Genomic DNA, 17306 nt, shown 5'->3' with positions numbered 1-17306 from the left:
CTTGTTCTGACTTTACGTAGAGCAGGGCTTACGATAGGCGCCCGGCTTGCACTTTGCTTTTCAAGAAGGCTACCAGCACGTCCAGACCGCGGTCGAACTGGCGGTTATTCGGAATGATAATGTCCGCGTCTTGCTTGAACGGCTTGATGTACTTCTCGTACGTGGGCGCTACGTGGTGCGTGTAGCGGTACAGCACATCCTCCAAGTCGTAGCCGCGTTCGTCACGGTCGCGCACGATGCGGCGCAGCACTTTTACGTGCTCCCGGGCATCGATGTACACCTTCAAATCCAGCAGCTTGGCCACCTCCTCGAAGTAAAACACGAAGATGCCCTCCACCACCACAATAGGCGCCGGCTTGAACACGAGTTCCGTAACCGGGGCATTGGGGTTGTTGAAAGTGTATTCTTGCCGCCGTACTTCCAGGCCTTGGCTGATGCGCAATACATCGGCCGCGTAAGCTGCCGAATCGATGGACGAAGGCAGGTCGAAATTCGTGACGCCCTGCGAATCCACTTGCTGGACGTCACGGGGGTGGTAGTAATTGTCTTGCGAAATCAGGCAGATTTCCTCTTCCGGAAAGGCGGCGAGCAGGCGGCGCAAAAAGGTAGTCTTGCCAGAGGCGCTGCCGCCGGTGATACCTACGATAAAAGGTTGTTGCATGGGGTGCTGACTGCGGCCCGACCAGCAGGGCCAACCCTGCAAAAATAAGGCTTAACCGCTTAGCCACCGCCAAAATCAGCCACGGGAAGACAAATACGGCGTGCAAACGGTCGTTTTAGCTGTCCAGCTGCTGCAAAAAGGCCACGAACCGGGTCACTGCACGAGCCCGGTGACTCAACTTGTTTTTCTCGCTCAGCGACATTTCAGCGAAGGTGTGAGGCAAGCCCTCAGGCTCAAAAACAGGGTCGTAGCCGAAGCCTCCAGCCCCCCGAGGTTCCGGCGCAATCTGGCCGTCGACGTGGCCTTCGAAGGTGTGCTGCTCATCATCGGACAGCACCAGCGCCACCACGGTGCGGAAGCGGGCCGAGCGGTCAGACTGGGTTTGCAGTTCATCCAGCACCTTGCGCACGTTGTCGGCGGCGAGGCGCAGTGGGCCGGCGTAACGGGCCGAGTACACGCCGGGGGCACCGTTGAGTGCCGTCACTTCCAGCCCCGTATCATCGGCGAAGCAGGGCACTCCGTAATGCTCCCATACATAGCGCGCTTTCTGCAGCGCATTGCCCTCTAGCGTCTCCTGGGTTTCGGGCAGTTCTTCTTCGCAGCCGATATCGGCCAGGCTGAGCAGTTCCATGTGAGCCGGCAGCAGCGGGCGAATCTCGTCGAGCTTATGGGCATTGTTCGAAGCGAAGCAGAGGCGCATGGGTTTAGGGAATGATGAGGTGAGAGGCGACACGTGGCAAGTCGTGCGCACTGAAAAAGCCGGTGCTGTTGGGGCAAAAGTACCGCTCCCAGCCAAGCACAAAAAAACCGGCCGCGCCGGTTACTTCGTTTAGTCAAAAGGTCCTTCCTATTACCTATCACCGGAACATCGACTTGATGCTACCCCAGGAGCGTTGCACGGTATTTGGCGTTTGGCTAAGCACCGTCATGTATACCTGCTCGCCAGAATTGGTGCGTACCACGAGGCGGTAGGTATAAGGGCCGCCTTCTGGGCCGACGGTGCCACTGGTGCCGCGGTATAAGTTGGCGTCGAGGTGCTGATAGCGCCGCTGACCGGTGGGCACCACGTTGTGGATACGGGCAAAACCAGCATCGGTGGCACCTTTGCGGTACAGGTCAAAGCCTGAAAGGCCGCTTTCGCTGAGCACTTCCCATTCTATCCGCACCGAGGTACCGTCGAGGCTAGCCTGGAACAAGGTGACCGTGACGGCCCAGGCCGAGGTGACAGCGGCCAACAACGCAAAGAGGGCTAGAAAAAGATAACGGCGGGTCATGCGGCGGCACTGGGAATGGGGAAGGGCGGGGCGGCGGGCCGGACCGGCTCCAAAAATAAACCTTTTGGTCAATCCTGTAAGGTAAAGATTCTATTAAGTCGGTAAAAAAGCCGGCGCTTTTCTTTTCACTGTCAACGTTGTATCTTTGCCGTCCCTTCCGCAAAATCGGCAGGGCCACAAGGAAATAACCGCATCAAGCGCCATGAAAAAGGACATCCACCCCGAGTACCGCGAGGTCGTGTTTCAGGACACCTCGAGCGACTTCAAATTCATCACCCGTTCGACGATGACTTCGAACGAGACCATCACGATGGAAGACGGCAAAACCTACCCCGTCATCAAGGTGGAAGTTAGCAGCCAGTCGCACCCGTTCTACACGGGCAAAAACGTGTTCATCGACACCGCTGGCCGCGTGGAAAAATTCCGCAACCGCTACCAGAAGAAGTAATTACGATGTTTGTCGGCTGCCAACTACAGCCGATAAAGCATTCGAAAACTCCCGCCGGCTTCGCGCCAGCGGGAGTTTTTGTTTTTAAACTGAACGAGTAAGCCGACCTTTGCACCCAGTAACCGGCGCAGCGGGCTTTCCGCTGGCTACTCGCCCTCGACAACTGCCAACTCCGATGACCGTTCTGCTCTTCGACGACCCCGCCATCCGGCCCAACCTGCTGCCCTTCACGTTTACGCGCCCGGTGGCGGCGCTGCGCTGCGGCATCTTGACGCTTGCCGAAAAGTGGCAGCACCGCTTGGGCCAGCCGGTGCATTACCTCACCGAGCCGTACTTGCAAGCCAAATTCCCGGCCGGTCCTACGGAAGGCCCGGCTCTGGTTATCAACGGCGCCATCTGCCCGGACGACCTGCTCACCCAGCAGGTGCAGGCCCTGCAGCCTGGCGAGGCGCTGTACGACGGCGAGATGCTGGTAGCGGCTCACTTAGCCGACGCAGCAAAAGTGGCGGAGCTGATTCAGGACGGCTTCAGCAAAACGCACGAGGTAGCCGAGCCGGCCGATGCTATCAAGCATCCTTGGCACCTGTTTTTGCGCAACGGCGCTGAAATTCGTCGCGACTTCGCTTTGCTTACCAAAGGCCGCGAGTCGCAGCCGGTGAATGATGCGCACACCATCGTGTACGCGCCGGAAAACATCTTCATTGAGGAAGGCGTGAAGATTCGGGCGGCCATCTTGAATGCGGAAGACGGCCCTATTTACCTCGGCAAAAATTCTCAGGTACACGAAGGCGCTATCATCAAAGGCCCGCTGGCGCTGGGCGAAGGCGCGCACATCAATGCCGGCGCCAAGATGCGCGGCGACAACACCGTAGGCCCGCACTGCAAAGTGGGCGGTGAGGTGGGCAACTCCATCTTCTTCGGCTTCTCTAACAAGGGCCACGACGGCTACGTGGGCAACTCCGTGATAGGGGAGTGGTGCAACCTCGGGGCCGACACCAACACCTCGAATCTGAAGAACAATTACGCTCCCGTGAAAATCTGGAGCCACGCCGCCAACCGTTTTGTGAACACCGGCCAGCAATTCTGCGGCCTGATGATGGGCGACCACAGCAAGTGCGGCATCAATACCATGTTCAACACCGGCACGGTGGTGGGTGTGGCAGCCAACATTTTCGGCGCTGGCTTCCCGCGGCAGTTTATTCCGTCGTTTAGCTGGGGCGGCGCCTCGGGCTTCGAAACGTTCCGCCTCAATAAGGTGGCGGAAGTGGCCGAGCGTGTCATGGCCCGCCGCGCCCTGCCTTACAACGAGGTGGAAAAAGGCATCATGACCAAGGTGTTTGAGCTGACCACCAAGGACCGCGTATGGGAGCGGGCCAGCACCCTGGCCGGCCCCACCGACAACGTCACTTTTGAACTGTAAGCCCGATGAGCGACGAACCAGCTTCGGGCCTGCAAGGCGCCGAGTTTGCGGTGGCTATGTTTTCCACCATGCTACTAGCCACCGGTGCCGTGTTGGATATCATGCGTTCGGTCACGCTCGGGGCCGCTTCCATTGTGGTTACAGCGCTAGGCTTGTGGCTGATGTTTCGCACGTTAAAATCCGATCGGCCCAAGCTGCACCGGCTAGTAGGAGCCGGGCTGATGGTAATGGGTGTACTGATGGTACGGGTTGTGCTGAGCAAGGTGCTCGTCGGCTGACGCACGTTGTGTATTGATAGAGAGGATAACTAAGGATGCGTTTCGCTGACATTCCCGGGCTTGACGAGGTAAAGCAGGTGCTGCGGCAATCGGTGCAGCGGCAGCATGTGGCGCACGCGCAGCTGTTTCGAGGGCCAGAAGGCTCCGGGGCGTTGGGGCTGGCGTTGGCATACGCAGCTTTTCTGAACTGCGAAAACCGCCAGCCGCAGGATTCTTGCGGCGAATGCCCCAACTGCCGCAAGGTGGACCGCTTGGTGCATCCCGACCTGAACTTCATTCTGCCCGTCACCACTACCAAAGCGGTGAGCAAGGATGCGCTCAGCCATAAGTTTGCGGCCGATTGGCGGCAGTTTGTGCTGGCCGAAGGCGGCGCCTACCAAGGCCTGAACGACTGGATGCAGCACATCGGGGCCGACAACAAGCAGGGCAGCATCAGCAAGGATGAGGCCGTGCAGCTGCTCAAGTTGGTGTCGCTGAAAGCTTTCGAAGCGCATTTCAAAGTGGTGGTCATCTGGCTGCCCGAGCTCATGCACCCGGCCGCCGCTAATGCTGTGCTCAAGCTACTGGAAGAGCCGCCGCCCGCCACAGTATTTCTGCTCGTAAGTCAGCAGCCCGATAAGCTATTGCCCACCATCATCAGCCGCGTGCAAGTGGTGCCGGTGCGCCTGTTCCGGGAGCCGGAAATCACGGAGCATCTGGTAGCGCAGTACCAGGTGCCGGAAGTAAAAGCCCGGCAGCTGGCCCTGGTGAGCGAAGGCAGCCTGGCAGCCGCCGTAGCTGCCCGGAACGCCCCCGACAACGATTACTTCGAGTTTTTCACCAGCTGGATGCGTAGCTGCTTTGCCGCCGAGCGCAACCTGGACAAGCTGGTGGAGTCGGCCGATAAGTTTCAAAAGATGGGCCGCGAGAACCAAAAGGAATTCTTGCAGTACGCATTGGGTTTGGTGCGCAAGGTGCTGCTATACGGCCTCGATCCGCAACTGGTGCCCCACCTGCCCGCCGCCGAGCAAACGTTCATTGGCAAGTTCAGCCCCTTTGTGCACCGGCATAATGCAGAGGGCTTAGCACAGGTGCTGAACGCGGCGCATTTTCACATCGAACGGAACGCGCACCCGCGCATTGTGTTCGTAGATACGTCGCTGCAAGTAGCCGATCTGCTGCGCGTAGCGGTTAATTAAGCCGGACGGTGAAGCGGTGAATCGACGTTCAACGCTGCTTACTACTTCACCCTAGCGCTACTTCATTCAATCACCACCTCACCATATGTCCCAATGTCCCATTCGCATCGGTACTCGCGGCAGCAAGCTGGCGCTGTGGCAAGCCCACCACGTAGCCGATACGCTGAACGCGGCCGGCCTCGAAACCGAAATCGTCATCATCACTACCAAAGGCGACGTGGTGCTCGACCGCTCCCTGGACAAGATCGGGGCGAAGGGTGTGTTTACTGAAGAACTCGAGGAAAGCCTGCGCACCGGGCACATTGACATTGCGGTGCACAGCGCCAAGGACGTGCAAAGCCAGATTCCTGACGATTTGGAGTTGCTGGCCTTTATGACCCGCGAAAAGGTCAACGATGTCATTATCAGCTTTGATCCGTCATTCACGCTCGACCGGCCCGATATCGTGCTGGGTACCAGTAGCACCCGCCGCCGGGCTCTGTTGAAGCGCCACTACCCGCATGCCATTACGGCCGAAGCCCGCGGCAACCTTCAGACGCGCCTGCGCAAGTTGGAAGAAGGCCAGTACGATGCATTGGTGCTGGCTTTTGCCGGCGTACACCGCATGGAGTACGACAACCTCATCGTGCAGGTACTGCCCGAAACGCAATTTATCCCCGCCGCCGGCCAAGGCTCGGTAGCCATCGAGTGCGCCAAAACCTTAGAGCTGAGCCGCAAGCTGCAGCTGCGCGACCTGCTCGACGATGCTGATACGCACATTTGCCTACAGGCGGAGCGTGCCTATCTGCGGACCATGGAAGGCGGCTGCAGCATTCCGTCGTTTGCGCTGGCCACTTTCACCGACGAGGGCACCCTGCAACTCAGCGGTGGCCTTATCAGCCTCGATGGGCAGCAGTATGTGGAAGAAACGCAAAGCATCACCGACCCGGAAGGGGCGGAAGCCTTAGGCGTGGCCGTGGCCGAAACAGTGCTGGGCCGCGGCGGCAAGGCTATTCTAGCCGACATCCGCCAGCATCGCGACTCAGAATCGACGACTTTTTAAGGGAAAGCATAACGCAACGCGGAGGTCAGTCGGCGTCCGGTAGATATTATTTTCAACCGTTGAACGACGGTGAGAAGTTCTTATCTGCGGACGCGGACTGACGTCCGCGCTACATCCGCGCCTGTCGTTCTTCTTATCCGTCATGCCCGCTACTGGCCCCTATCCGCCCACGCAGCTGCGCACAGCCCGCTTGCTCCTGCGCCCGTTTACGCTAGCTGACGCAACTCACCTAACCGAGTTGTTGCAAGCGGAGCGGCCGCGTCTGCTGCGCGATTTTCCCCGGACCCTCGGGGCCATTCAGGATGAGATTTCGGCGGAAGCCTTCATCAAGCTACGCGAAACCGACTGGGCCCTGCGCACAGCCTTCCAGTACGGGCTGTGGGTTCCGGAGCCTAATGGGCGTGGGCAGCGCTGCATCGGCTCCATCAGCGCACGTGATATGCACTGGACGCCTCTCGATGTGCCCAAGGCCGAAATTGGCTACTGGATAGCAGCACCGTACGAAGGCCAAGGTTTGCTGCGCGAGGCCTTGCCTGCGGTGTTGCAAGCACTTTTTGCAGTGGTAGGGCTAGAAAAAGTATTTGCGCGGGTACTGCCCGACAACCAGCGCAGCGCCCAGTTGTTGCTGGCGCTTGGCTTTCGGCGCAGCGGCCTGCTACGCCGCGAGTTCCGCTGCGGCGACGATGGCTCCATCGCGGATGTGGAGTATTACGACCTGCTCAGCACCGACTGGCTAAACAGCTCCGCCGAAACGCCGTAGCTTCGCTATCTAATTTCCTGTCTGACCCGTTTGCTATGAATCCAGTTTCCCGTCTGACCCTGCTCGGCGCAGCCGTGTTGATGCTCGGTACTGCACCCGTCGTGCACGCCCAACAGGCCGAAACCAAAACGAAAGTAAAAACCGCTAAGCCCAGCAAAAAGGACCAGCTAGTAACCGTGCAGGTTACCCAGAACGGTACTTCATTGGGCAATATTCGCTTGGTGCTGTTTGATCAGACGCCGCTGCACAAGGCCAACTTCCTGAAGCACGCCACCGGTGGCCTCTACAACGGCACCACCTTCCACCGCGTCATCCCAAACTTCATGGTGCAGGGCGGCGACCCTAACACCAAGGACGACAACCCCAACAACGATGGCATGGGTCGTCCCGAAGATCCCACCGTTCCGGCGGAGCTGCGCCCCGAACTCAAGCACAAGCGCGGCGCTGTGGCTGCGGCCCGGCAGGGCGGCCCGGCTGGCACGCCCAGTAGCTACACGCAGTTCTACATCGTGCACAATCCCAACGGCACACCGCACCTAGACGGCTCGTACACCGTGTTCGGACAGGTGATTCAGGGGCAGGACGTCGTTGATAAAATTGCCCAGGTGAAGCGCAACTACAACGACCGCCCCGAGCAGGATGTGAAGATGACCGTGAAGGTGGAGAAGCTCAAAAAGAAGAAGATTACCAAGCTGTACGGCTATCAGTATCAGTAGCAAACGGCCGAGGTGGTGAATACTAAACTCGCCAGTTCGTCACGTAGTCTTTTTACTGCCTTACTGCCTATGCGTCTTCTCATTACCGGCGCCAACGGTTTGTTGGGTCAGAAGCTGATTGGATTGTTGCACCAAGAGCCAGGTGTGGAACTGATGGCGACTTCGCGGGGCGTCAACCGCTTGGCCGATCTTTACCCCGACGTACCCTTCACGTCCTTGGACGTAACCGACGCCGCCCAAGTAGAACAGGTAATCGGAAAGTGGAAGGCTACGCACGTCATTCACACGGCAGCCATGACCAACGTGGACGAGTGCGAGCTTAACCAAGATGCCTGCTGGGCGCAAAACGTGTCGGCCGTGGAAAACCTGGCCCGCACCTGCGCGGCCCACGATGTGCACCTCACGCACCTAAGCACAGACTTCATCTTCGACGGCACGCACGGCCCTCTTGCCGAAGACGCTACGCCGAACCCCATCAGCCACTATGGACACAGCAAGCTGGCGGCCGAGCAAGCTGTGCAGGCCGTACAAGGGCTGCGCTGGGCCATTGCGCGGACGGTGCTGGTGTACGGCGTGGTGCATGGAGGCGGGCGGACCAACATCGTGCTGTGGGTACGCGACTCGTTGCGCGCCGGCAAGCCAATAAAAGTGGTAAGCGACCAATGGCGCACGCCCACGCTGGCCGAAGATCTGGCCCGGGGCTGCTGGCTGATAGCTAAGCAAAGCGCCCACGGTATCTACCACATTTCCGGCCGCGAGCAGCTCACGCCCTACGAAATAGCTTTGCGCGTAGCCGATTACTTTGAGCTCGATAAGTCGCTCATCACCAAAGTCGACGCCAGTACATTTACGCAGCCCGCCAAACGCCCTCCACGCACCGGGTTTATCATCGATAAAGCCGAGCAAGAGCTAGGCTATCGGCCCTGTACCTTCGAAGAGGGCATTGAAATCGTGGCTGCGCAGGCGTAAAGCAACGCGCGCTATAAGATTCGTGCTCGAAAGCTGACTGATTTTCTTAGCTGAAGCTTTGCATGGCTACGACATCTTCCACAATAGGACAGATAACCTGTGCCCAAGTGGTATGGGCCATAAGTGCCGGCATTGCTCGTACCCACAAAAAGAACCTGCCGCGGCAGGTTCTTTTTGTATTTAAAGAGGCCTGCACAAGACTGAGAAGCCCAACAGCTCGGGCAGAATTTTTAACTTACTGCTGAACCAAGCTGCGCCTGTTACTCCCCGGCTTGGTACGTTGTTATTAGCTGGTCGGAATGACGAATTACTACGAACTGCCGGGTCTGAAAAAGTTATTGACGCACGGGGCAACCGCCTGTCTGCTTAGCCTGGGGCTGGCCGCCGGAGCGTACGCTCAGCAGGGCAAAGCGCTTCCATCGACCAAGCTGGCGCCTCCCTTACAGGCAGTTCAGGAAGGCAATAATGCACGTGCTTATCGGGTGCAGGTACAAGATGCCGCTGCTTTTCGCCGCTGGGCGCAGCAACACTTGCCCGGTGCGCAGCTTCAGTCCTCTGCTTCCGATGCCCACCTTTTTACCGTACGGGGCCGTCGGCAGCTGGCTAAGCTGGCCGAGTGCCCTTTGGTAACCTTTGTAGACGTGGCCGACCGCCGCGCTCAGCCCGAAAAGGAACTTGATGGTCTTGATCTGGGCGCCAACCGCGTTTGGCCCGTGCATCATCTTTACCCCAATCTGACTGGTCAAGGCCTCACCGTGTCGCTCAAGGAGGAAGCCTTCGACCGCAACGACATCGATTTTCAGGGCCGCGTGGTGAGTAGTTCTTTGTTTGGCAGCTCCGCTTCCGACCACGCTAGCACCATGGCTACGCTAATTGGTGGCGGCGGCAACTCTTCGCCTGTGGGCAAGGGGGTGGCCTGGCAGGTACGGTTGGCCACGGCTAGCTACGCCCAATTGCTCCCCGACGATGGCCAACAGTTGGCTGCGGCCAATGTCTCCGTTCAGAACCACTCATACGGCGTGGCAACGGTCGAAAACTACTATGGCCTGGAAGCGCGGGCCTATGACCAGCAGGCCCGGCAATACCCCACGCTGCTGCATGTGTTTTCGGCCGGCAATCAGGGGCACCGTCCCGGTGGGTTGGGCACCTATGCGGGCCTGACCAATGCGGCCAACCTTACCGGGCAGTTCAAGACTTCCAAAAATACGCTCAGTGTAGGCGCTACCGATGCCCTGGGGCGCGTGGCTGCAATAAGCTCCCGCGGCCCCGCGCACGATGGCCGCATCAAGCCCGAGCTAGTAGCCTTGGGCGAAACCGGTACTTCCGATGCCGCCGCCGTGGTATCGGGCGTGAGCTTGCTAGTGCAGCAAGCCTACCGCGACCAGCAGGGTGGGAGCTTGCCGCCTGCTGCATTGGTAAAAGCCGTGCTTCTAAACAGCGCCGACGAAGTAGGCCGGCCTGGCCCGGATTTCGAATCTGGTTTTGGGCAGACCGATGCATTGGGCGCGGTACAAACGGTGTTGAACAACCATTACCGACTCGATGCCGTGGGCGCTGGCGCTACGCGTATCTTTCCCCTGACGGTATCTGCCGGGGTGCGGCAACTGAAAATTACCCTGGCCTGGGCCGACCCGGAGGCCGCTGCCAACGCAGCGCAGGCTCTCGTAAATGACCTGGACGTGGAACTGGTGGGGCCGGGCGGGCAACGCTGGCGGCCCTGGGTACTCAGCGTCCATCCGCACCTCGATTCACTGGGCTTACCCGCGCGGCGCGGGGTAGATCGGCTCAACAACGTGGAGCAAATCACGTTGGCTGCGCCGGCAGCTGGCATTTACCAAGTGCAGGTGCGTGGCCACCAGCTAGCCATTGGAGCCAGCCAGAGCTTTGCCGTGGCTTACGAGTTTGGCACCGAGGGCCTGAGTTGGAGTAGCCCGGTTCCCGGCGCTGCGCTGCGCGTCGATCAGCTCCAGCGGTTGCGCTGGCAGTGGCAAGGGGCGGCCGGCGTAGGGCGCCTCGAGTACCGCTTGGCGGGCGGCAGTTGGCTGCCCATTGCGCCAAGCGTAGACTTAGCCAGCGGCATTTACGCCTGGAGGCTGCCCGATACTACGGCCGTAGCCGAAGTGCGTTTGGTGACGACTGCGGCCACTTACCCCTCCGGCAGCTTTGTACAGAGCAAGCCGACGTTCATGAACGTCGGCTTCGCCTGCGATGAGGAAGCCTTGCTGACTTGGTCGCCAGTAGCAGGGGCCTCGGGGTATCAGGTGTTTCAACTAGGGGCCACGCAGCTGTTACCCTTAGCCACCACGGGCGGCACTACCTTGGAGCTCAGCGCCACCCAATTGCCCATAAAACACTATGCCGTAACGCCGTTACTGCCCGGCGGCAATCTGGCAGTACGCAGCCGCACTATAGATTACTCGCGCTTCAGCACCGGTTGTTATGTGCGCACTTTCCTACCTAGGCAGCTGGTCGATGAGCAGGTGACCTTTGATCTGGAAGTAGGCAGTACGTATCGCTTGCGCGCAGTGCATTTGGAGCGCGAATCGGCCAACGGTTTCGAATTGGTTCAGTCGCAGACGGCTGCAGCAACGCAACTGCAATATGTATTCACCGACGAACCGACCGAATCCGGCTTCTATCGTTACCGTGCGCGGCTCGAAACGACTACTGGGCGTAGCTATTACAGCCAAGTAGAAACGGCTTACTTCGTACGCCCGGGAGAGGTATTGGTGTTACCCAACTACGTGACCAGTGGCGAAGCGGTAAAGTTGGTAAGCAGCGCTGATCAGTCGTTGCACTGGCAACTCTACGACTCTGCTGGCCGCCTGCTGCGTCAGTCCATTACCAATAATGCCGTGCTGCCCGAATTGAGCACCAGCGGCCTGCGTGCCGGCGCGTATGTATTGCGCATCCGGCTGGCTAATGATTCAGTAGTAACGCGGCGCCTGATGGTGCTCTAAGGCTTGTGGATGCCAAGCCAGGAAGAGTGATGTTGGGCGCTGCCAAACCGCTCTAGCGTTTCCCTATAATAGAAGGCTACCGTAGGGAAGCTTCTATCGTAACCTTCTCACAGTTCAATTGAGTCCAGTGGGAACTTCATTTCCATATACCTACTTCTGGCCGGGTGTTTAACTGCCAACTACAAAACCAAAAGCCCGGCTCCTTGCGGAACCGGGCTTGATGAACGGTGGCTAAGCCAGGTAAAGCTTAGTACAGGTAGTTCAGAGCCGTGCGGTCGTTCGTGTTGAACGGACGGTTGCCACCCGAACCAATGCAAGCGAGCATCCACGAGTTGGGATCAGCCGAAGTAGGCGTGCCGGGGATGTGGATAGCTCCAACCGTGCTGGCGCCTTCGTTGGTGTAAGCACCGCCGCAGCTATAAGCGCGGTTCATGTAGTCGGTGTGGCGGAAACCGATGCAGTGACCGATTTCGTGGGCCAGTACCGTAGCGATGTAGGTGCTGGCATTAGCCGTTCCCATAGCATCGGAGTTCACCCGAACGCTGTTGTAGGGGTTGCCGCCCGAGGGGAAGCCAGCAGAGGCAAGGTACGTAGAGCCGCTGGGCGCTTTAGAAAGCAGAATGTTATAGCCCGAAGACACGCGACGGAAGCGGATCAGCAGGTTCTCCGCATTAAAGCGGCGGATGGCTTCATCGGTAGCCGTGATGTAAGCTGAAGGCAGCGTGCTGGAAACAGCTACGTTGATAGTGCGGCCTGAGCCCACGCTCACGAGGTTGGTAGTGCGGTACTGCTCTTCAGCACCTACACGGAGGCGATTGGCTACGGCAGCATCTGACAAGGAAGCTTCCGACATGAAAATGTCGCCTTCCACCAGATAGCCGTCATCGACTTTCTGTACGTTGTCCGTGTTAAAACCCAAGTCGTGGAGTTTGGTGACTACCTCGTCCGAAACCTGATCTTTAATTTGAACATTATCCTTTTTGGAGCAGCTGGACATTGCCAGGGAAGCGAAGGCGCATACAGCAGCAGTCGACAGTACTTTGTTGAACTTCATAAATGGTTTGGTTGTGGTTGGGTTGAACGATGTGCAAAAGGTCAGGTTATATTTTGAAATAATCAAAAAAAAATAACCAAAACTTCATACAAGTCGCAGCGGTACACGTGTGCATACGCGCACACGTTCCTTGATATGCAACTAAAAGGATATTTGTAAATCCGGTAGTTACATGGATTATTGTCAGATTAGGGTCTATCTCAAACAAACGTTTGGTTTAGTAAAATATGGATGTCGATTTTGTTGTGTTTGGGTGTTTGGACTAGTGCGTTTGCTCTGGCAATTGCTACAATCATCTGGAATGTGCTACAAACTCTACTGCCAGTCGTAGATTGACCGGCCGGACGCGGCAGCACGGCATTGGGCCTGCTTGGACAAACGGCGGAACGAGCGACCCGCTCTAGCCGTTACAGCTGCACTCAGGGCCACCCCCTGAAATCCTTATCTTTGTTTGAAACCCCCTCATGTTCGCGGGCGTCGTATGGCGCCTGCTTGATAATAGATTCGTTCCGTGGCTTGCACTTCATGTTCCAGCGGAGGCGGATGCTCCACCACTGGTTGTGGCTCCAAAGGGGGCTGCAAATCCGGCGGATGCACGCGCCTCAACGTGTTCGACTGGCTGCAGGACCTAGACCTGCCCGTCGATTTTAAAGAATTCGACATCGTCGAAATCCGCTTTAAGGGCGGACGTAAAGAGTTTTTTCGCAACGTAAATAGGCTGCCGCTCGTGACGGGCGACGCCGTGGTAGTAGAAGCCAGCGGCAACGGCTGGCACTTGGGCTACGTCTCGCTCAAGGGTGAGCTGGTGCGCTTGCAGATGCGCAAGAAGAAAGCAGAGCCAGAAGGCAAGGACATTCGCAACATTCTGCGCGTGGCTACTGAACAGGACGTAGAGCGCTACGAAGCGGCCTGCAATCTGGAACTAGGTACCATGTTTAAGGCCCGCTCAGTGGTCGAAGAGCTGCAACTCAAAATGAAGCTCTCCGACGTCGAGTACCAGGCCGACCGTACCCGCGCCACGTTCTTCTACTCGGCAGAAGACCGCGTAGACTTTCGTGACCTGATCAAGCGCTTAGCCGAGGAGTTTCGGGTGCGCGTGGAGATGCGCCAGATTTCGCTGCGCCACGAAGCGGGCCGCTTGGGCGGCATCGGGTCGTGCGGGCGCGAACTGTGCTGCTCCACCTGGCTGACGGAGTTTAAGAGCGTGAGCACCACTGCTGCGCGCTACCAAAACCTAAGCCTGAACCCCGCCAAGCTGTCGGGGCAATGCGGCCGACTGAAGTGCTGCCTGAACTACGAGCTAGATACCTATCTCGACGCGCTGCGCGACATTCCACAGGTTTCGCGGCCGCTTCAGACGCAGCAGGGCGAGGCGTTTCTGCAGAAGACCGACATCTTCAAGAAGCGCATGTGGTTTGCCCTCCGCGGCGACAACAACTGGGTGCTGCTCAGCACCGACCGCGTAAAGGAAATACAAGCCCTGAACAAGGCCGGCGAAAAGCCCGATACCCTGCTGGCGCCGATAGTAGAACCGGAGCCCGCACCCAGCGTGCAGGACCACGTGGAAGGCTCCCTCGACCGCCTCGACGACAAGATCAAAGCCGGAAAGCGCAACAAGCGTAAAAAGAAAAAAGAGAAGGAAAAGTCGTCGGTTGCACCTGCTTCCATTGTGCAGCCCAAACCCACCGTGGCGGTGCCACGGGATGCGCCGCGGCCGCGTACCGAGCCCAAGCCTGGTCCGCTGAACGCATCGGGTGGAGTGACGCCGGTGGATGGAGAAAACCGTTCGGGCAAGTCGTCGCGTTCGGGGCGGCGTGGGCGGAACATGACCACCGATGCACCCCGGGCCGAACGGCCGGCACCGCGTTTTGATCCGCGCTTCAAAAACACGGCTCCCAACGAAGGCAGTGCGCCGACTGGTGGTGGCAATGCAGCCAATGGTGCTGACGCAGATGGAGAAGGCCGATCGGGGCGCAACGGCCGTTCGCGGCGCGGGGGCCGGCGGTCGGGTGGGGGAGATGAAGGCAGCGCTAAATCCACGCCTAATTCATCACCTGTTTCCTGATTTATGCTGCTTTCCTTTCTTCACCGTTTTCTACGCGTAGCGCTGGTGCTGCTAGTGCCAGCTTTGACGGCCTGCGACGCCAACCGCGTGTACGAAACCAATGTGGATCTGCCAGACTACGCGTGGTCGGTGCAGAACAAGCCTGCATTTGAGTTCCAGATCGAAGACACAACCCAGCGTTACAACGTGTACCTCAACGTGCGCAACGCCTCTATGTACGGGTACTACAACCTGTACGTGAAGCACACGCTTACTGGCCCAACCGGGCTAGTAGGTAAGCCGCTGCTGCACCAGATGATTCTGATGGACCCGAAGACCGGTGAGCCGCGCGGCAACGGTACCGGCGACATCTTCGACCACCAATTTCTGGCCCTGCCTAAGCAGCAGTTTGGGCGGGCTGGCACTTACCGTCTCGTGCTGGAGCAGTACATGCGCCAAGACGTGCTACCCGGCATCATGGCCGTGGGCGTGCGGGTAGAAAGAGACGAGGCCAAGTAGCCCACCGCACTCGCTTCAAGTAGTGCTTATTCGCTTAAAAGCCACCTCATTATCGGGGTGGCTTTTTTGTGGCCGAATAGGAAAGTAGCGCTGGGCTATAGGGCTGCGCAAAGGGCTGAAAAACCAGGTCGGCACAACTACGCGTTAGGCCGTGGCGTATAGACTTACCACTTTCCGTACTACTTCTCACCCAACCAATTACACCAGCTATGGCGGACAACACGAAAAACCAGGACGATGCCAAGAACCAAACAACTGGCTCTTCGCAAGGCAGCACCTCTGGCTCGGGCGCGACAGGCATGGGCTCCACTGCGGGCGGTATGCAAGGCAGCACGGGCAACCAATCCGAATCTTCCTCTTCGGGCCTGACCAGCGGCAACAGTGGCCGTTCGTTGGGCTCGACTACTTCCAGCGAGTCATTGGCTTCGTCGGAAATGAGTGCGGGCCAAGGTGGCCTTGGTAGCGGATCGGGTAGCAAAACCAGCGGTTCGCCGGCTAACAAAGGCGGCAGCAAATCGGCGACTGGCTCTGGCGCGTCGTCGGCTACGGCCAAAAAATCGGGCAGCAGCACGAAGGCATCTGGCTCGTCGAGCAAAAGCGGTTCATCGGCCAGCAAAAACAAGGACCAAAACCAGAGCGGCGACCAGCAGGTTAGCTCGGGCATGAGCGGCAACAGCTACGGCGGGAACTTTGGCAACAGCACCCAAGGCAGCTACCAAGACCGCGACCGGGACGAAAACATGTATAGCGGTGCCAGCCGCGGTGAGTACGGCTCGCAAGGCTACGGTAATACGCAAGGAGGCTACGGCAACCAAAACCGTGACTTCGACACCCGTTCGCGCGGTGGCGAGTACGGACAAGATGACAACAGTGGCCGCTACGGCAACTCCTACGGTCAGTACAGCGGCCGCGATGAGTTCCAGGGCGGTGGCGGCTACGGCGGCAGTGGCTACGGCCAAAGCGGCGCCTACGGCAACCAAGGCGGTTATAGTGGCCAGTATGGCCAGCAAGGTGGTGGCATGAGCAACCGCGGCGGCCAGGGCGGCAGCAACTTCGGCCAGCAGCGCTCAGGGCATATAGATAGCAACTACGGCCAGCGTGATTCGTACGGCTCGTACGGTCAGCAAGGCGGCAGTAACTTCGGCGGTGGTATGCAGGGCTCGTACGGCTCGCAAGGCGGTGACTACGGTGGCCGCAACTACGGCGGTAGCGGGATGCAGGGCGGTTACGGCAGCCAGGGCGACGATTACCGCAGCCCCAATGATAATCAGTCGCCCTATGGCCGCGGCCAGGGCTACAGCCAGGATTACGGCCAATCTTCTATGGGCGGCGGCTACGGCCAGCAAGGCGGTGGCATGAGCGGCCGTGGCGGCATGCGAGGTGGTTACGGCCAAGGCCAGGACGACTATGGCCAGTACGGCCGGCGCAACCAGCGCGAAGACCAGGACCGTACATCTTCGCGCGGTGGCTACGATAACCAGGGCTCGGCCCGCGGCGGTGACAACTACCGTGGGGGTGCCCAGGGCGACCATGGCCGTAGCAACATGGGCGGTGGCAGCATAGGTAGTGGCTACGGCGGCGGCTACAACGATGACCGTTACGGTTCGGGCCGCTCGGGCTCGTCGTACGGCTCGCAGCAGGAAAACTACGGCTCGCGCAGCGGCTACAACCAAGGCCGTGGCGGTTATATGGGTAACAGCGACCAAGGCTTCGGCTCCCGCGGTGGCTCCTACAACGACGAGTATGATTCTTCGGACCGTAACTCGCGCATGGGTTCCCCATCGCGCGGCGATATGCGCAACGAAGACCGGAGCCAGAACTACGGCCAGCAGAACCGCGGCAACTTCCGCAATCATGACAATGACGATTCAGATTACGGCTCCATGCCCGGCCGCAACCGTGGCCGCGACGATGATGACCGCTACTAAGCCTGCTTAGTCTAGTCCACAAAAAAAGGCCTTCGGCAGTTGCTGAAGGCCTTTT

16 protein-coding genes are annotated in these 17306 nt (G+C 58.8%); 12 read left to right on the top strand and 4 right to left on the bottom strand.

Going from position 1 to position 17306, the window contains the following annotated elements:
• Positions 1 to 28 precede the first annotated feature (28 nt).
• From AC5FXY_RS00960 to AC5FXY_RS00950, 3 genes are all read right to left on the bottom strand, one after another.
• The gene (locus AC5FXY_RS00960) at positions 29 to 661 is read right to left on the bottom strand and encodes a uridine kinase family protein (protein ID WP_493554756.1); all 633 of its coding nucleotides are present in this window, start codon (positions 659 to 661) and stop codon (positions 29 to 31) included.
• A 115-nt stretch (positions 662 to 776) separates the two neighbouring features.
• The gene (gene rdgB / locus AC5FXY_RS00955) at positions 777 to 1361 is read right to left on the bottom strand and encodes an RdgB/HAM1 family non-canonical purine NTP pyrophosphatase (protein WP_493554755.1); all 585 of its coding nucleotides are present in this window, start codon (positions 1359 to 1361) and stop codon (positions 777 to 779) included.
• Between the two features lie 157 nt (positions 1362 to 1518).
• Positions 1519 to 1935 (bottom strand): hypothetical protein, encoded by a 417-nt coding sequence (locus AC5FXY_RS00950; RefSeq protein WP_493554754.1) that lies wholly within the window; start codon positions 1933 to 1935, stop codon positions 1519 to 1521.
• A gap of 202 nt (positions 1936 to 2137) precedes the next feature.
• Here AC5FXY_RS00950 and AC5FXY_RS00945 point away from each other — a divergent pair, with 202 nt between their 5' ends.
• The 9 genes from AC5FXY_RS00945 to AC5FXY_RS00905 all read left to right on the top strand — a co-directional run bounded on the left by AC5FXY_RS00945 (position 2138) and on the right by AC5FXY_RS00905 (position 11706).
• Positions 2138 to 2383, top strand: coding sequence for a type B 50S ribosomal protein L31 (locus tag AC5FXY_RS00945; protein ID WP_493554753.1), 246 nt, complete (start codon positions 2138 to 2140; stop codon positions 2381 to 2383).
• Positions 2384 to 2558: 175 nt separating this feature from the next.
• A complete protein-coding gene (locus tag AC5FXY_RS00940) occupies positions 2559 to 3803 on the top strand; it encodes a GlmU family protein (protein ID WP_493554752.1) in 1245 nt (414 codons plus the stop codon).
• Positions 3804 to 3808: 5 nt separating this feature from the next.
• Positions 3809 to 4081, top strand: coding sequence for a hypothetical protein (locus AC5FXY_RS00935; protein WP_493554751.1), 273 nt, complete (start codon positions 3809 to 3811; stop codon positions 4079 to 4081).
• A 35-nt stretch (positions 4082 to 4116) separates the two neighbouring features.
• On the top strand, positions 4117 to 5259 hold the full coding sequence (locus AC5FXY_RS00930; RefSeq protein ID WP_493554750.1) for a DNA polymerase III subunit: 1143 nt from the start codon (positions 4117 to 4119) through the stop codon (positions 5257 to 5259).
• A gap of 85 nt (positions 5260 to 5344) precedes the next feature.
• A complete protein-coding gene (gene hemC / locus AC5FXY_RS00925) occupies positions 5345 to 6301 on the top strand; it encodes a hydroxymethylbilane synthase (protein ID WP_493554749.1) in 957 nt (318 codons plus the stop codon).
• A 142-nt stretch (positions 6302 to 6443) separates the two neighbouring features.
• Positions 6444 to 7061, top strand: a complete 618-nt coding sequence (locus AC5FXY_RS00920; protein WP_493554748.1) for a GNAT family N-acetyltransferase — start codon at positions 6444 to 6446, stop codon at positions 7059 to 7061.
• Positions 7062 to 7096: 35 nt separating this feature from the next.
• Positions 7097 to 7777: a peptidylprolyl isomerase gene (locus tag AC5FXY_RS00915; RefSeq protein ID WP_493554747.1), complete on the top strand. Its 681-nt coding sequence runs from the start codon at positions 7097 to 7099 to the stop codon at positions 7775 to 7777.
• A 69-nt stretch (positions 7778 to 7846) separates the two neighbouring features.
• Positions 7847 to 8746 (top strand): SDR family oxidoreductase, encoded by a 900-nt coding sequence (locus AC5FXY_RS00910; RefSeq protein WP_493554746.1) that lies wholly within the window; start codon positions 7847 to 7849, stop codon positions 8744 to 8746.
• Positions 8747 to 9045: 299 nt separating this feature from the next.
• Positions 9046 to 11706, top strand: a complete 2661-nt coding sequence (locus tag AC5FXY_RS00905) for a S8 family serine peptidase (protein WP_493554745.1) — start codon at positions 9046 to 9048, stop codon at positions 11704 to 11706.
• A gap of 247 nt (positions 11707 to 11953) precedes the next feature.
• On the opposite strand, the gene AC5FXY_RS00900 is transcribed toward AC5FXY_RS00905, so the two are convergent.
• Positions 11954 to 12760 carry a M57 family metalloprotease gene (locus AC5FXY_RS00900; RefSeq protein ID WP_493554744.1) on the bottom strand — a complete coding sequence of 269 codons (807 nt, stop codon included), beginning with the start codon at positions 12758 to 12760 and terminating at the stop codon, positions 11954 to 11956.
• 607 nt (positions 12761 to 13367) lie between these two features.
• On the opposite strand from AC5FXY_RS00900, the gene AC5FXY_RS00895 reads away from it, so the two are divergent.
• The 3 genes from AC5FXY_RS00895 to AC5FXY_RS00885 all read left to right on the top strand — a co-directional run bounded on the left by AC5FXY_RS00895 (position 13368) and on the right by AC5FXY_RS00885 (position 17251).
• Complete coding sequence (locus tag AC5FXY_RS00895; protein ID WP_493554743.1) at positions 13368 to 14825, top strand: PSP1 domain-containing protein; 1458 nt, start codon at positions 13368 to 13370, stop codon at positions 14823 to 14825.
• 3 nt (positions 14826 to 14828) lie between these two features.
• Positions 14829 to 15323: a gliding motility lipoprotein GldH gene (locus tag AC5FXY_RS00890; protein ID WP_493554742.1), complete on the top strand. Its 495-nt coding sequence runs from the start codon at positions 14829 to 14831 to the stop codon at positions 15321 to 15323.
• A gap of 209 nt (positions 15324 to 15532) precedes the next feature.
• Complete coding sequence (locus AC5FXY_RS00885) at positions 15533 to 17251, top strand: hypothetical protein (protein WP_493554741.1); 1719 nt, start codon at positions 15533 to 15535, stop codon at positions 17249 to 17251.
• The last annotated feature ends 55 nt before the right edge of the window (positions 17252 to 17306 follow it).

Source organism: Hymenobacter sp. FMD4, from assembly GCF_058932745.1.
This window is presented reverse-complemented; position numbering and strand designations above follow the sequence as displayed.

Bases quoted from the DNA above. Each gene is read 5' to 3' on its own strand.
- AC5FXY_RS00905 (WP_493554745.1), top strand. From the start codon at position 9,046: ATGACGAATTACTACGAACTGCCGGGTCTGAAAAAGTTATTGACGCAC.
- AC5FXY_RS00960 (WP_493554756.1), bottom strand. From the start codon at position 661: ATGCAACAACCTTTTATCGTAGGTATCACCGGCGGCAGCGCCTCTGGC.
- AC5FXY_RS00890 (WP_493554742.1), top strand. From the start codon at position 14,829: ATGCTGCTTTCCTTTCTTCACCGTTTTCTACGCGTAGCGCTGGTGCTG.
- AC5FXY_RS00945 (WP_493554753.1), top strand. From the start codon at position 2,138: ATGAAAAAGGACATCCACCCCGAGTACCGCGAGGTCGTGTTTCAGGAC.
- AC5FXY_RS00915 (WP_493554747.1), top strand. From the start codon at position 7,097: ATGAATCCAGTTTCCCGTCTGACCCTGCTCGGCGCAGCCGTGTTGATG.
- AC5FXY_RS00920 (WP_493554748.1), top strand. From the start codon at position 6,444: ATGCCCGCTACTGGCCCCTATCCGCCCACGCAGCTGCGCACAGCCCGC.
- AC5FXY_RS00950 (WP_493554754.1), bottom strand. From the start codon at position 1,935: ATGACCCGCCGTTATCTTTTTCTAGCCCTCTTTGCGTTGTTGGCCGCT.
- AC5FXY_RS00935 (WP_493554751.1), top strand. From the start codon at position 3,809: ATGAGCGACGAACCAGCTTCGGGCCTGCAAGGCGCCGAGTTTGCGGTG.
- hemC (WP_493554749.1), top strand. From the start codon at position 5,345: ATGTCCCAATGTCCCATTCGCATCGGTACTCGCGGCAGCAAGCTGGCG.
- rdgB (WP_493554755.1), bottom strand. From the start codon at position 1,361: ATGCGCCTCTGCTTCGCTTCGAACAATGCCCATAAGCTCGACGAGATT.
- AC5FXY_RS00910 (WP_493554746.1), top strand. From the start codon at position 7,847: ATGCGTCTTCTCATTACCGGCGCCAACGGTTTGTTGGGTCAGAAGCTG.
- AC5FXY_RS00900 (WP_493554744.1), bottom strand. From the start codon at position 12,760: ATGAAGTTCAACAAAGTACTGTCGACTGCTGCTGTATGCGCCTTCGCT.
- AC5FXY_RS00940 (WP_493554752.1), top strand. From the start codon at position 2,559: ATGACCGTTCTGCTCTTCGACGACCCCGCCATCCGGCCCAACCTGCTG.
- AC5FXY_RS00885 (WP_493554741.1), top strand. From the start codon at position 15,533: ATGGCGGACAACACGAAAAACCAGGACGATGCCAAGAACCAAACAACT.
- AC5FXY_RS00930 (WP_493554750.1), top strand. From the start codon at position 4,117: ATGCGTTTCGCTGACATTCCCGGGCTTGACGAGGTAAAGCAGGTGCTG.